This is a genomic window from Streptomyces sp. NPDC107654, from assembly GCF_055639035.1.
On sequence record NZ_JBVKBI010000019.1, the window covers coordinates 30693 to 44320 of the forward strand.

9 protein-coding genes and 3 pseudogenes are annotated in these 13628 nt (G+C 73.3%); 8 read left to right on the forward strand and 4 right to left on the reverse strand.

All coding sequences use genetic code 11. The features are described from left to right. Positions 1 to 15 precede the first annotated feature (15 nt). The 4 genes and pseudogenes from ACZ7N4_RS28085 to ACZ7N4_RS28100 all read left to right on the forward strand — a co-directional run. Positions 16 to 3081, forward strand: a pseudogene (locus ACZ7N4_RS28085) (amino acid adenylation domain-containing protein); the annotation flags it as partial. 189 nt (positions 3082 to 3270) lie between these two features. Beyond that, a pseudogene (locus tag ACZ7N4_RS28090) lies at positions 3271 to 4434 on the forward strand (amino acid adenylation domain-containing protein); the annotation flags it as partial. A gap of 21 nt (positions 4435 to 4455) precedes the next feature. Beyond that, positions 4456 to 4647, forward strand: a pseudogene (locus ACZ7N4_RS28095) (AMP-binding enzyme); the annotation flags it as partial. Between the two features lie 111 nt (positions 4648 to 4758). Beyond that, the gene (locus ACZ7N4_RS28100) at positions 4759 to 5046 is read left to right on the forward strand and encodes a phosphopantetheine-binding protein (protein ID WP_471363292.1); all 288 of its coding nucleotides are present in this window, start codon (positions 4759 to 4761) and stop codon (positions 5044 to 5046) included. A gap of 101 nt (positions 5047 to 5147) precedes the next feature. Here the strand turns inward: ACZ7N4_RS28100 and aroF are convergent, their stop codons facing one another. Both aroF and ACZ7N4_RS28110 read right to left on the reverse strand, forming a co-directional pair. Continuing rightward, positions 5148 to 6200, reverse strand: a complete 1053-nt coding sequence (gene aroF / locus ACZ7N4_RS28105) for a 3-deoxy-7-phosphoheptulonate synthase (protein ID WP_471363019.1) — start codon at positions 6198 to 6200, stop codon at positions 5148 to 5150. Between the two features lie 47 nt (positions 6201 to 6247). Next, on the reverse strand, positions 6248 to 7588 hold the full coding sequence (locus ACZ7N4_RS28110; protein WP_471363022.1) for a condensation domain-containing protein: 1341 nt from the start codon (positions 7586 to 7588) through the stop codon (positions 6248 to 6250). Positions 7589 to 7957: 369 nt separating this feature from the next. On the opposite strand from ACZ7N4_RS28110, the gene ACZ7N4_RS28115 reads away from it, so the two are divergent. From ACZ7N4_RS28115 to ACZ7N4_RS28130, 4 genes are all read left to right on the forward strand, one after another. After that, on the forward strand, positions 7958 to 8761 hold the full coding sequence (locus tag ACZ7N4_RS28115) for a thioesterase II family protein (RefSeq protein ID WP_471363025.1): 804 nt from the start codon (positions 7958 to 7960) through the stop codon (positions 8759 to 8761). Beyond that, the gene (locus ACZ7N4_RS28120; protein WP_471363027.1) at positions 8758 to 9366 is read left to right on the forward strand and encodes a phosphopantetheine-binding protein; all 609 of its coding nucleotides are present in this window, start codon (positions 8758 to 8760) and stop codon (positions 9364 to 9366) included. The genes ACZ7N4_RS28115 and ACZ7N4_RS28120 overlap by 4 nt, the downstream gene beginning before the upstream one ends. Positions 9367 to 9435: 69 nt before the next feature. Further along, complete coding sequence (locus ACZ7N4_RS28125) at positions 9436 to 10665, forward strand: cytochrome P450 (RefSeq protein WP_471363030.1); 1230 nt, start codon at positions 9436 to 9438, stop codon at positions 10663 to 10665. A 978-nt stretch (positions 10666 to 11643) separates the two neighbouring features. Next, positions 11644 to 12429, forward strand: coding sequence for a pentapeptide repeat-containing protein (locus ACZ7N4_RS28130; RefSeq protein ID WP_471363296.1), 786 nt, complete (start codon positions 11644 to 11646; stop codon positions 12427 to 12429). On the opposite strand, the gene ACZ7N4_RS28135 is transcribed toward ACZ7N4_RS28130, so the two are convergent. Together ACZ7N4_RS28135 and ACZ7N4_RS28140 are read right to left on the reverse strand one after the other, a co-directional pair. Continuing rightward, on the reverse strand, positions 12420 to 12842 hold the full coding sequence (locus ACZ7N4_RS28135; protein ID WP_471363033.1) for a hypothetical protein: 423 nt from the start codon (positions 12840 to 12842) through the stop codon (positions 12420 to 12422). The two genes, ACZ7N4_RS28130 and ACZ7N4_RS28135, sit on opposite strands and share 10 nt — an antisense overlap. Beyond that, a complete protein-coding gene (locus tag ACZ7N4_RS28140; RefSeq protein WP_471363036.1) occupies positions 12839 to 13576 on the reverse strand; it encodes a flavodoxin family protein in 738 nt (245 codons plus the stop codon). Before ACZ7N4_RS28140 ends, ACZ7N4_RS28135 begins: the two co-directional genes overlap by 4 nt. Positions 13577 to 13628: the final 52 nt, after the last annotated feature.

Consider the following 13628-nt stretch of genomic DNA (forward strand, 5'->3'; position numbering starts at 1 on the left):
TACGTCCACGAACGTGTGGCACTGGCAGCCCGCCGCACCCCCCGGGCCACGGCCGTCGAACACGCGGGCACGGCACTGGACTTCGCCGGCCTGGAGGAGTCGGCCAACCGGCTCGCCCGGCACCTGCAGGGGCTGGGAGTGCGGCCGAAGGCGCGGGCCGGCCTGTACCTGGGGCGCGGCACGGCGCACCTGATCGCCCAGCTGGCCTGCTTCAAACTGGGCGTGGCGGCGGTGCTGCTCGACCCCGCGCACCCCTCGGCCCGGGTGGCGTCGATGCTGCGGCACGCCGAGGCGGCCGTCGTCCTGGCGGACGAGCACACGTCGGCCGGGCTGGACGAGGATCCCGGGGTGCCGGTGGTCCTGATGGACGACGACACCTGGCGTTCGGCACCCGCCGAACCGCCCGGGGTCGCGGTGACCGACGCCACCGTCTGCCATGTGGCGTTCACATCCGGCTCGACGGGCGACCCGAAGGCCGTGCTGTTCCGGCACGGCGCCCTGCGGACGCTGGTGCACACCCTGATCGAGCAGTGCGCCATCGAGCCGCTCTCCCGCGGAAGTTGGCTGTGTTCCCCGGGAGCGGGACTGGTCGAGGTGGACTGTCTGCCGCTGCTCGCCGCGGGCGCGGCGGTGTGCGTACCGGAGCCGCATGTCGCGGCGGACCCCGGAGCACTGCGGGACTGGCTGGTGGGCGAGCGCGTCTCCCACAGCCTCATGATGACCGCGACGGCCGAGCGCTGCTGGTCGCTCGACTGGCCGGACGACACGGTGCTGCGCACCGTGCGGGTGGCGGGCGAGCGCCTGCGCGCCTGGCCTCCGGACACGCTGCCCTTCGAGGTGGTCAACGTCTACGGATCGTCCGAGGCCACCGTGGTGACCACCTGCAACCTCTCGGCCGTGAGCCGCACCCTGACCGAGGACGAGCGCCTGCACCGCGCCCCGCCGGTGGGCCGCCCCGTGCCCGGCGTGAACGTCCATGTGCTGGACGAGTCGCTCGCTCCGGTCCCGCCCGGCGAGCCCGGCGAGCTGTACGTCTCGGGCGCCGGACTGTCGCTGGGCTACCTCAACCGGCCGGCGACGAACGAGGAGAGGTTCCTGCCCAACCCCCTCCCCGACGATCCGCACCCGGTCCTGTACCGGACCGGCGACGTGGCACGGCGCTGGCCCGACGGCGAGATCGAGGTCATCGGCCGCGCCGACGACGAGGTGAAGATCCGCGGCTACCGGGTCCACCTGGGCGAGGTCGAGTCGGCGCTGGCCCGGCAGCCGGGTGTGCTCCAGGCCGCGGTGACCGTGACCGAACCGGCGGACGGGGAACGCCGGCTGGCCGGCTACCTCGTCACCGCCCCGTCCGCCCCTCCCCTGCTGTCCGAGATCCGCCGGGCGCTGCGCCGGACGCTGCCCGCCTACATGGTTCCCGTGAGCCTCACGGTCGTGGACGAGATACCCGTCGGCCCCGGCGGCAAGGTGGACCGGGCCGCGCTGCCGGCAGCCGACCGGAACCGGCCCGGCCTGGACGTGCGCAGGGTCGAACCGCGCAACGAGACCGAGCGGCGCCTGGCGGCCCTGTGGTCGGAGGTGCTCGGTCTCGACGACATCGGTGTCCTCGACGGCTTCTTCGACCTGGGCGGCGACTCGCTCAGCGCCGTACGGCTGCTGACCCGCGCACGGGAGGAACTGGGGCTCGACGTGGCCCTCCCGGAACTCATGCGCGCGTCGAGCGTCGCCTCCCTGGCCCGGCTGGCCGCGGCACGCGGCGCGGCCGAGGCGACCTCGTCCCTGGCCGGCCTGCCGCCGGTGCACCCCGACCCGGCCGGCCGGTACGAGCCGTTCCCGCTGACGGAGACGCAGCAGGCGCTGTGGATCGGCCGGGGCGCTGCCGTCGACTTCGGGAACGTGGGCTGCCACGGCTACTTCGAGTGGGAGCGCGACGGACTGGACGTGCCGCGGTTCGAGCGGGCGTGGGCCGAGGTGGTGCGCCGCCACGACATGCTGCGCGCGGTCGTCCTGGCCGACGGCACCCAGCGTGTGCTGCCCCGGGCCGCGGGCCAGGACGTGCGGGTGCTCGATCTGCGGGACGAGTCCCCGGACGCGGCCGGTGAGCGCGCGCGGCTCCTGCGCGAGGAGATGTCGCACCAGGTGATGGACCCGCAGACCGGCCCGCTGTTCGACGTCCGGGTCACCCTGCTGCCCGGCGGCCGGGTGCGTCTGCACATCGGCGTCGATCTCCTGGTCGTCGACGCCTGGAGCCTGTTCCAGGTGCTCTTCCCGGAGCTGATCGAGCTGTACGAGGACCCGGACACGGCCCCGCCCGCGCCGGACATCACGTTCCGGGACTACGTCACGCAGGCGCGCTCGGCACTGGAGGCCACGCCCGCCTACGAACGCTCCCGCGCCTACTGGCTGGAACGCGTCCCCGATCTGCCCGCCGCCCCCGACCTTCCCCTGGTCACCCGGCCACGGGGCACGATCCGCTTCGAACGGCACGCGCACCGGCTCGCCCCCGCGCGCTGGCACCGGCTCCAGGAACGGGCCCGCCGGCTCGGTGTGACGCCGTCCGGCATCCTCGTGGCGGTCTTCGCCGAGGTCCTGCGCACCTGGAGCGGGAACGACGCGTTCACCATCAACTTCCCCGTCTTCGACCGGCTTCCGGTGCACCCGGACATCGACCGGCTGCTCGGCGACTTCACCAACACGCTCCTGGTCGCCGTGGAGAAGACCGACGGGACGTTCGCCGAGCGGGCCCTGGACATCCAGGAGCAGATCTGGACCGATCTCCAGCACCGGCACTTCAACGGGGTGCGGGTGCTGCGCGAGCTGCAACGCCGCCGGCCGGTCGCGGGGGCCCGCCCGGCCATGCCGATCGTCGTCACGAGCCTGCTCGGGCATCCGCCCCGGCGACAGGTGTCGGGGCTCGGCGAGGAGACGTACGGCATCTCGCAGACCCCGCAGGTGCTGCTCGACTTCCAGATCCGGGAGATCGACAGGACCCTGCACCTGAAGTGGGACTTCCTCGACGCGATGTTCCCGCCCGGCCTCGTCGACGACATGTTCACCGCCTACTGCCGTCTGCTGGACCGCCTGATCACGGAGGAGGCGCTCTGGCAGGCCGAGCGGTTCGATCTGGTGCCGGCCGAGCAGCTCGCCGTACGCGCCGAGGTCAACGACACCGCCCGGGAGGTCGGCGACACGCTCCTGCACGAGGTGCTCGCGCGGCAGGCGGCCGAGCGCCCCGACGCCCCCGCGGTCGTCACCACCGCCCGCACCCTGTCCCACGCCGAACTGCACGCCCACGCCAACCGTGTCGGACGGAGGCTGCGCGAACTGGGGGCGCGTCCGGGCAGGCTGGTGGCGATCGTCGCCGAGAAGGGGTGGGAGCAGTACGCGGCGGTGTACGGCGTCCTCACCTCCGGAGCCGCGTATCTGCCGGTCGACCCCGGGGTACCGCCGCTGCGGCTGCGGGAGTTGCTGGAGAACGGCGAGGTGGAGCTGGTTCTCACACAGAGCCGGCTCGTCGACGCCCTCTCCTGGCCGGGGGGCGTACGGGTGCTGGCCGTGGACCGTGACTTCGACACCGTCGGAGACGCCCCGCTCGCCTCCGTGCAGGGGCCGCGCGACCTGGCGTACGTCATCTACACCTCCGGGTCGACGGGCCGTCCCAAGGGCGTGATGGTCGACCACCGCGGTGTGACGAACATGTTCGGCGACATCAACGCACGGTTCGGTGTCGGGCCCGGGGACCGGGTGCTCGCCGTGTCGGGGCTGCACTTCGACGCCTCCGTGTACGACGTCTTCGGCATCATCGCCGCCGGCGGGGCGGCCGTACTGCCCGACGCCGGTGAACGGCCCGACCCCGCGCACTGGGTGGACCTCGTCCGCCGGGAGTCGGTGACGTTCTGGAACTCGGTGCCCGCACTGGCGCAGATGCTGGTCGAGGCGGCCGAGCAGGTCGCCGGCGACCACGCGGCACCCGTGCTGGAACCGCTGCGGCTGACCGTGCTGTCGGGCGACTGGATCCCGCTGACCCTCCCCGACCGGATGCGGGCGCTGGCCCCCCGCCTGCGGGTGATGGGGTCGGGCGGGCCGACGGAGACCATCTGCTGGTCGATCCTGCAGCCGGTCGGCGAGATCGACCCGGACTGGACGAGCATCCCGTACGGCAAGCCGATGGCCAACCACCGCTACCACGTACTGGACGGCGCCTGGCGGGACCGGCCCGTGTGGGTGCCCGGAGAGATGGTGGTGGGCAGCGAGGTCGGACTGGCCCACGGTTACTGGCGCGACGAGGAACGCACCCGGGAGCGCTTCTTCCGGCTGCCCTCCACAGGCGAGCGCGTGTATGCCACGGGCGACCTGGGGCGCTATCTGCCGGACGGCTCGATCGAGATTCTCGGGCGCGACGACTTCCAGGTCCAGGTCAACGGGTACCGGATCGAACCGGGTGAGGTGGAGCACGCCGCGCGCAGCCATCCCCGGGTGGAGGCGTGCGTGGTCGTGGCGCCCGCACGGGAGAGCCGGGCCCGCCATCTGGTGGCCTTCGTGACCGGGGACGTCAGCGCGGACGAGGTGTCGGCGCACCTGAGGGAACGGCTGCCCGGCTACATGGTTCCGGCGGACGTACGGATCCTGGACGCGCTGCCGCTCACCGGCAACGGCAAGGTGGACCGGCTCGCCCTGACCGGGCAGGCGCGCCGTACGGCCGGGCAGACCGGTGCGGAGGACCCCGACGGCACTCCCGGGGGGCCGTTGGAGGCACTGGTGGCCGCGGTCTGCGCCGAGGTGCTGGAACGGCCCGAGGTGGGTGTCCAGGACGACTTCTTCCTGCTCGGCGGCGACTCCCTCACGGGAACGCGGTTCGCGGCCCGGCTCGGCTCGCTGCTGGACGTGCCCCTGTCCGTCCGCGACGTCTTCGACCTGCCGACGTGCGCGCAGCTGGCCAAGGGCCTGGCGACCGACCCCGAGCACGGCCCGCGCATCGTCGCCTTCGCCGAGACCGTGGCCCGGATGGCCACGGAGGACGAGGGAGACGGGGAGGGCAAGGGGTAGGCCGGGATGTGCGGTGAGGGGCTGCCGGACGGTGTCCGGCAGCCCCTCGGTGTCTCCTGGGTGTCTCAGGCAGGCGTCCCCGGGTGTCCGCGCCGCCCCGGTCAGCCGCCGCTCACGGAGGTCAGTGTCCGCCGGCCCGGCGTGTGCTCCAGGGTGCGTCCCGCCGACTGCGCGGCCGGCGGCAGCCTGCGCATCAGCTCGGCCAGGTCGCTCGTCGGCAGGGCCTGCGCCGCGTCGCACAGCGCGGCGGACGGATCGTGGTGTGCCTCGACGATGATGCCGTCGGCCCCCACGGCGGCCGCCGCGAGCGCGAGGGGCAGCACGCGGCCGCGGGTGCCGGCGGCGTGGCTCGGGTCCACGATGACCGGCAGGTGCGTGCGTTCCTTGAGGACGACGACGGCGGCGAGGTCCAGCGTGAAGCGGTATCCGGTCTCGAAGGTGCGGATGCCCCGCTCGCACAGCACGACCTGCTCGTTGCCGCCGTCGAGCACGTACTCCGCGGCGAGCAGCCACTCGTCCAGGGTGGCGGCCAGACCTCGCTTGAGCAGGACCGGCATCCGCAGCCTGCCGGCCTCGCGCAGCAGTGCGTAGTTCTGCATGTTCCGGGCACCGATCTGGACCATGTCCACCGCCTGTGCCACCCGCTCCATGTCCCGTACGTCCACCACCTCGGTCACCAAGGGCAGTCCGGTGCGCTCCCGGGCCTCCGCCAGGAGCACCAGTCCCGCGTCGCCGAGGCCCTGGAAGGCGTACGGCGACGTACGGGGTTTGAACGCCCCCGCGCGGAGCGCGTGCGCCCCGCAGCCCTGGACCTCACGGGCCGTGGTCAGCATCTGCTGCCGGTTCTCCACGGAGCACGGGCCGGCGATGACGGTGAAACCGGGGCCTCCGATCTCCACGTCCGACACCCATACCGGTGTGGTGGCCGCGCGTCCGGCCAGCCGCGCCGCCCGCGGGTAGCCGGCCGACAGCGACGTGATCTCCGTGACCTGTGGGAGGCCGTCCAGGGCGGCCGCGACGCGGTCCCGGTCACCGGTGAGCGACACCAGATGCGGCGTGTGCACTCTGAGACCGGATCCCGCGAACTGCACCGCCGACAGCACCTGCCGGCGCTGCGCGGGGGTGCACGTCTCACTCAGGACGATGGCGATCATCTGGGATCCTTCCTCGGGGTGCGCGGGCAGGCCCCGCGGCATGTGGCTCAGGCGCCGCGCAGCCGCGCGAGCCGCTGGGCGCAGTGGCGCAGCAGCTCGTGCGCGGTGCGGACGTGGTGCGGGTCGCTCGGGCAGTGCACTTCGAGGACCAGCCGCCCGGACGGCACGGGGCGCGCGGTGAGCAGCAGGGCGAATCGGGTGGTGCGGTACTCGGGCTCGACGTACGACGCCTCTAGGCCGGTGAAGCGGGGGGCGTCGCCGGTGGCCGCCCGCCCGTCCTGGTCGTCGTACACGAACATGACGTCCGCCAACGGGGCGGGCCGGTCGTACTCGTGGGGTGCGACTCGGCGCACCACGTGCTCGAAGGGGAGCCGGGCGTTCGCCAGGGCGGCGAGGACCGAGGCCCGGCCGCGCCGGACGAGTTCCTCGTCACCGGGAGAGCCGCCCACGTCGACGCGCAGCACCACCCGGTTCACGAAGCAGCCGACGACCTGGTGGGTGTCCGGTGTGTCCCGGCCGGCCACCGACGAGGCCACGACGATGTCGGTGCGCCCGGTCAGTGTGCCGAGGACGTCCGCGAAAAGGGCGTACAGGGCCATGAAGGGGGTGGCCCCGGTCCGTCGGCCGATGGCGCGCACCGCGTCCATGACGCCGGCCGGGACGTCGGCCCGCTGTACGACGCACCGGGCGCCGTCGACGGCGGGCGCGGCGGGCCGGGGCACGGGAGGCAGGCCGGCCAGGGTCCGCACCCAGTGGCGCGCCTGCCGCTCGGCCTCCTCACCGGCCAGCCACCGGCGCTGCCGGGCGGCGTGCTCGGCGAAGGGGGCGGGACGGGAAGCGGGCGCGGACCCGTTGTAGTGGGCCGCGAGGTCGTCGAGGAAGAGACGCATCGACCAGGCGTCGTTGGCGATCGCGTGGATGTCCACGACCAGGACGTGTTCGTCCGGGCCGAGGCGCAGGAGCGTGGTGTCCACGGGTGCCTGGCGTGCCAGGTCCCTGCCGCGCCGGTTGACGCGCTCGATCTCGCGCTGCACGCCGTCGGATCCGTCGGGGACCTCCACGAGACGGGGCTCCCGGGCCGGCGCGGTACCGCGCATCTGCCACAGCTCGCCGTCCTGCCGGCGGAAGGTGGAGGTGAGCAGGTCGTGCCGGTTCAGCACGGAACGGACGGCCCGGCCGAGGCCGTCGGTGTCGAGCGGCCCGCGCAGCGAGAGTGCCCACGGCCACAGGTAGCGGGGGTCGGCGGGATCGGCCTGGTTGAGCGTCCAGTACCGCTCCTGCGCCGCGGTCGTGGGGGCGCGGTCCGGCCGTCGCCCCGCCGCCAGGGCGTCGATCAGGGCCCTCCGGTCGGGTGACAGCGCCTGGATGCGCGAGCGGGCATCGGCCACCGGGATCAGCTCCTCGTACGCGTACGGCTCAGCGTGCCGGGGCCCGGTTTGCCCACGGTTACGGCCGCCTGGGCGACGGCGGGGGGCGGGGAGGCGTTGGGCGGAGGCGAGCGGGCGGTGGGTGATTGAGGCGGGTGGGGAGGCGCTGCGCGCAGGGAGGGCGTTGGGCGAGGAGCGGGCAGGCGCTGGGCCTTGGACGAGCGGGAAGGGCTGGGCGCAGGGCGGACGTTGCGCGAGGAGCGGGCAGGCGCTGGGCCTTGGGCGACGGGCGGGCGGCGTAACTTCCGGATAACCGGTTGTGCGTAGCGTCCCTGCTCGTCTTCGAGTCGACAGGCCGCGCCGCCGGACGCCGTGGCCCCGGGAGGAAGCATGTCGCAGCGCAGCGGCACCTGGCTGTTGCGGGAACCGTCGGCCCACGCGGACGCCCGGCTGTTCGTCATGCCGTACAGCGGCGTCGGTGCCTCGGTGTTCCGGCACTGGCCGGAGCGGTTCGGGCCCGTGGAGGTGTGCCCGGTGCAGCCACCGGGCCGGGAGAACCGGCTCGGCCACGCCCCGTACGAGACGTTCGAGGAGTTCGGCGCGGACTGCGCGCGTGCCCTGCTGCCCCACACCGACCGGCCCTACGCCGTGTTCGGGCACTGCATGGGCGCCTTGCTGGCGCACGCCCTGGTCATCGGGCTGGCAGCGGAGGGGGCCCCCGCTCCCCGGCGGCTGTTCGTGTCGTCGTCGCGTGTACCGCACTGGCCCCCGGAGCGCCGCTACCGGATGCCCGCCCCCGGCGCCACCGGCGTCTACCACCCGTCGATGACGGACGACCAGCTGCGTGAACAGGTGCAGCGGGTCTCCCGCATGCTGGGCCAGGGAGAGCTGCACCCCGATCTGGTCCCGATGGCGCTGCGGGTGCTCAGGGCCGATCTGCGGATGTGCTTCGGGTACCGCCCGGCCGCCGCGGAACCGGTCAACTGCCCGGTGACGGCCGTCAGCTGGGAGGACGACACCGACGTGCGCCCCGAGGAGATGACGTACTGGTCCGAATGCGGCCCGCTCAGCTCGCACACGCTGCCCGGCGGCAAGTGGACGGTCCTCGACGCCACCGCGCCGCTGGCCGAGGTGATCGAGCGGGACTTCGACCGGCCCCAGGAAGCCGACGCGCAGCGGAGGATGACGGTATGACCCCTCTCGTACGCCCCAGCGGTCCCGTGGAGATACGAGGGGTGCGCACGGAACCCGCCGAGATGGAGCGGGTGCTGCTGGAGCATCCCTCGGTCGCCAGGGCGGCGGTCCGCGCCACGGGCGGCGAGCCCCGGCGTCTGATCGCCTTCGTGGCCCCGTCCGGTGACGGACTGTCCCTGCGGGAACTGCGGGAGCACCTCGCCGACGCGAAGCTCGTACCGGACCGCGAACAGGCCACGGGAGTACCCGAGTTCGTGGCCATGACGGCACGCGCGCACCAGTCGGACGCGGCCTGGACCACGGACGGCCTCGCCGGCGCCCTGGAGGACCTGGCCCGCAGGCGGGCCCCGCACACACCGCCCACCGGTCCCACCGAGCGGTACCTCGCGGAGGTCTGGGAGGACCTGCTCGCCGTCGACGCCATCGGTCTCGACGACGACTTCTTCTCGCTCGGCGGCCACTCGTTGCTCGCCGTGCGTGTGCGGATACGGCTGCAGCGGGATCTGGCGCTGGAGGTGCCGCCGGAGGTGCTGTTCGAGAACAGCGTGCTGCGGCACCAGGCCGAAGCGGTGGACCGGGCGCGTGCCGACGAGGCCGCGCACTGAGGCCGACGAGCCGCGTACCAGGTGGAGAACCGCGCGTGTGAGGCGGAGGAAAGGAAAAGGAGAACACCGATGCCGGGGTCCCGTCCCATCCTGTCAGCCGACGAGATCGACCGTCTCGACTTCGCCGACCGGGTCCTGCACTCGACGTGCGACCTCACCGAGGTGTGGCGACATCTGCGCACGCACGAGCCGGTCCGCCGGCAGCCGCCACGCGACGGGCTGGCCGGTTACTGGATGCTGACGGCCCACCGGGACGTGAGCGCCGTCTACCGCGACACCACGCACTTCACCTCCGAACGCGGCAACGTGCTCGACGCGCTGCGCGGAGGCGGGGACTCGGCGGGCCGTCGCATGCTGTCGCTGACCGACGGTGTCCGGCACGGCGAGGTGCGCCAGATCCTGACCAAGACCTTCTCCCGGCGGGGGCTGGAGGCGCTGGGTGTACGCATCCGGGCGATGGCCCGGCAGCTGATCGGCCAGGCGCTGGAGCGCGGCACCTGCGACTTCGCGACGGACGTGGCGAAGGAGATCCCGCTGGCCGCGATCTGCGACCTGCTCGGCGTCCCGCCCCGGGACCGCGAGCGCATCTTCGCCCTCACCTCGACCATGGTCGCCTCCGAGACCCCCGTCCTCACCCCTGCCGACGCCTGGCGGGCCAAGAACGAGGTCCTGTACTACTTCGCCCACCTCTCCGAAGGACGGCGGACCGCCCCCGCCGACGACATCGTCACGCTGCTCACCTCGGCTCGGGTCAACGGCAGCGGTCTCACCGACGACGAGATCGTCTTCAACTGCTACAGCCTGATCCTCGGCGGCGGCGAGACCACGCGGATGGCCATCGGCGGGGCCGTGCTCGCCTTCCTCGACCACCCCGACCAGTGGCAGGCCTGGCAGCGTGGCGAGGTCGCGGTGGAGACGGCCGTCGACGAGGTGCTGCGCTGGACGACTCCGTCCATGCACATGGCGCGCACCGTCGTAGGGGACGTGACCGTCGGCGGCACGGATCTGCGGGCCGGCGACATCGTCACCCTCTGGAACGTGTCCGCCAACCGGGACGAGCAGGTCTTCGAACGCCCCGACGCCTTCCGTCTGTCGCGCAACCCGAACAAACACGTCACCCTCGGCGGCGGCTCCCACTTCTGCCTCGGCTCCCATCTGGCCCGCCTGGAGATCGGCGCCGTCCTGGAATCCCTCCGCGACCTGGTCACCGACCTGGAACCGGCCGGCGAGCCGGCCCGGATCTACTCCAACTTCCTCGGCGGGGTCTGCAGCGTTCCGGTGACCCTGAAGGGCCGGTGACCGGCACACGTCCTTCTCAGGCGCCGACCGGGCGGCGCAGTTCGTCGCGCGGGGCGCGGACGGTGCCGCTGTTGCACGTGCTCACCCTCTCTGTGCCGTGTGACGGGCCGGTTCGGGCGCCGAGAGTGCGGCCGAGCAGGGCCCGCCGTCTGGTGCATCAGGTGGTCGGCGCCGGCGGCCACGTGCCGCTGCCACCAGGAGGCCGGCGGGGTGCCGCGGACCCGGGCGTTGAACGCGCCCAGTACCCCGGCCCCCGACCGCTCGAACGCGGCACGGCACCCGGCACCCGTCACCCGTCACCGTCGTCCGAACCCGGACGACGCCGGCCCTTGCCCTGCCCCGCCCCGCTCCGCCCTGCCTCTGCAGCCGCTCGGTCAGGCACCGTGCCCCGTCTGCGAGAATGGAGGCCTTTCTCGGAGCGCCGCGGTATGCGGTGTTCGTCGCCCACAGGAGCACGCCACGGTGTCGCCACAGCACGGAGCCCCCTCTTCCTCCGGGGGGCGCAAGCGCCCCTCCACGGGCGAGGTCCGCAAGCAGTCCTCCTCCGCCGGGGGTCGCCGACGGCCGTCCGCCGGCGGTCAGGGCCGCCCGTCGTCCCAGGAGGCGGGCGAGCGCAAGCGTCCCTCGACGGCCCAGGGCCGCGACGGCGGTAGCCCGGGCCAGGGCCGGGAGCGCGGCACCGCAGGTCAGGGCCGGGGCCGCGGTACCACAGGCCAGGACGGGAAGCACGGCGCCGCAAGCCCGGACGGGAAGCGGAGCGCCGCAGGCCAGGACGGAAAGCGGGGCAGCGCGGGCCAGGACCGCGCGAGCCGGCAGGGTGCGGACGACAGGCCCGCCCGTGGGCAGCGGCCCGACTCAAGGAACCGGGACCGGGACCGCAGGCCGGCACGAAACGACCGCAAGGCGCCCAGGAATCGCGGGGCCGCCCAGGACGACACGGCGCCCCGGAACGGCGAGCTCGCGGAGGACCGCAAGGATCTGCAGGCCGACTGCGCCGACTGCTTCGGCCTGTGCTGCGCGGCCCTGCCCTTCTCCCGCTCGGCCGACTTCGCCGCCGACAAGCCCGCGGGTCAGCCGTGCTCGAACCTCCGGCAGGACTTCCGCTGCGGCATCCACGCGCAGCTGCGCGACAAGGGCTACCCCGGCTGCACCGTCTTCGACTGCTTCGGCGCCGGCCAGAAGGTGTCGCAGGTCACCTTCGGCGGCACCGACTGGCGTCGGGCGCCGAAGACGGCGCGCTCGATGTTCCAGGTCTTCCCCGTCATGCGGCAGCTGCAGGAGCTGCTCTGGTACGTCACCGAGGCCCTCGACCTGGCACCGGCCCGCCCCGTCCACGAGGAGCTGCGGAAGGCGCTGGCCCACATCGACGGTCTGACCCGCGGCAGCGCCGAGTCGATCACCGAGCTGGACGTGAACACGCTGCGCGGCGAGGTCAACACACTGCTGCTGAAGGCCAGCGAGCTGACCCGGGCCCGGGTCCCGGGCCGTAGGAAGAACCACCGTGGAGCCGATCTGATGGGCGCCAAGCTGTCCGGCGCCGACCTCAGAGGGGCGAGCCTGCGCGGCGCCCTCCTCGTCGCGGCCGACCTCAGCGGAGCCGACCTGCGCGACGCCGACCTGATCGGGGCCGACCTGCGGGACGCCGACCTGAGGGGCGCGGACCTCACCGGCGCGCTGTTCCTCACCCAGGCGCAGCTGAACGCGGCCAAGGGCGACGCGGCCACCGTAGTGCCCCCGGCGCTCAGCCGGCCCGCTCACTGGTAGGCGGGAATCACCACGGCGGTCACGACCGGCCCGCGCCGGGCCCGCCACCGACCGTCGGGGCGGTCCAGACGCACCCCCCACCACCGGGCCGGGACCTTCAGGGCGGCGGTGAACGTGCCGCGCTCCGGGTCGGGCGTGATCGCGCACTGGTCGAAGTCCAGCCAGCGCCCGGTCAGCGGGAAACCACGCCTTGTAGACGCTCTCCTTCGCGCCGCGGCAGACGGTCCCGGCATGGCCGGCACGCCCGTCCTGGTCCGGGAGGTGGAGCCGGCCACGGCCCGCCGCGGCGACCCCACCTCCGACGAGCTGGTCGACCGGTCGGCCGTCTGGATCATCCGACGCCCGGGCACAGCCACGAACATCAGCCCCTGGTCGTCCGGCAGGGCGACGGCCCCGCGGTCCTCGCCGGTCACCGGTGCTCCGGGTTCTCGTAGTCGTGGCGACAGCCGGCGTCCCAGGCGGTGCGCTGGTTGCCGTAGGCGGGGATGCCGCCGAGGTCCTTCAGGGCCCGCGCCATGTGGAGCAGGTTCCAGGTCATGAACGTGGTGTTGCGGTTGGTGAAGTCGTTCTGCGGTCCGCCCGAGCCGGGGTCCAGGTAGGAGGGTCCGGGCCCTGCCTCGCCGATCCATCCGGCGTCCGCCTGGGGAGGGATGGTGTACCCCAGGTGCTGCAGGCTGTAGAGGACGTTCATGGCGCAGTGTTTGACGCCGTCCTCGTTCCCGGTGATGAGGCAGCCTCCGACACGGCCGTAGTAGGCGTACTGGCCTGCTTCGTTGAGCAGACTGGAGCAGGCGTAGAGGCGTTCGATCACCTGCTTCGTCACGGAGCTGTTGTCGCCCAGCCAGATCGGTCCGGCCAGCACGAGGATGTCGGCCGCCATGACCCGGCGGTACAGATCCGGCCAGGCGTCGGTCTCCCAGCCGTGTTCCCTCATGTCGGGCCACACCCCGGTGGCGATGTCGTGGTCCACCGCCCGTACGACGTCGACACCCACCCCCTGCGCAGCCATGATGGCGGTGCTCCGGTCGATCAGCCCCTGGGTGTTGCTCGTCTCCGGGGAACGCTTGAGGGTGCAGTTGATCACCAGGGCCCGCAGGTCGTCGTACCGGGCCGGAGGCGTGTCGTCGGCGGGTGACGAAGCGGTCACGCGGTCCTCCCAGAGCCCTGCCGCCACCCCGTACCCGGCGGCGCGTCCATGT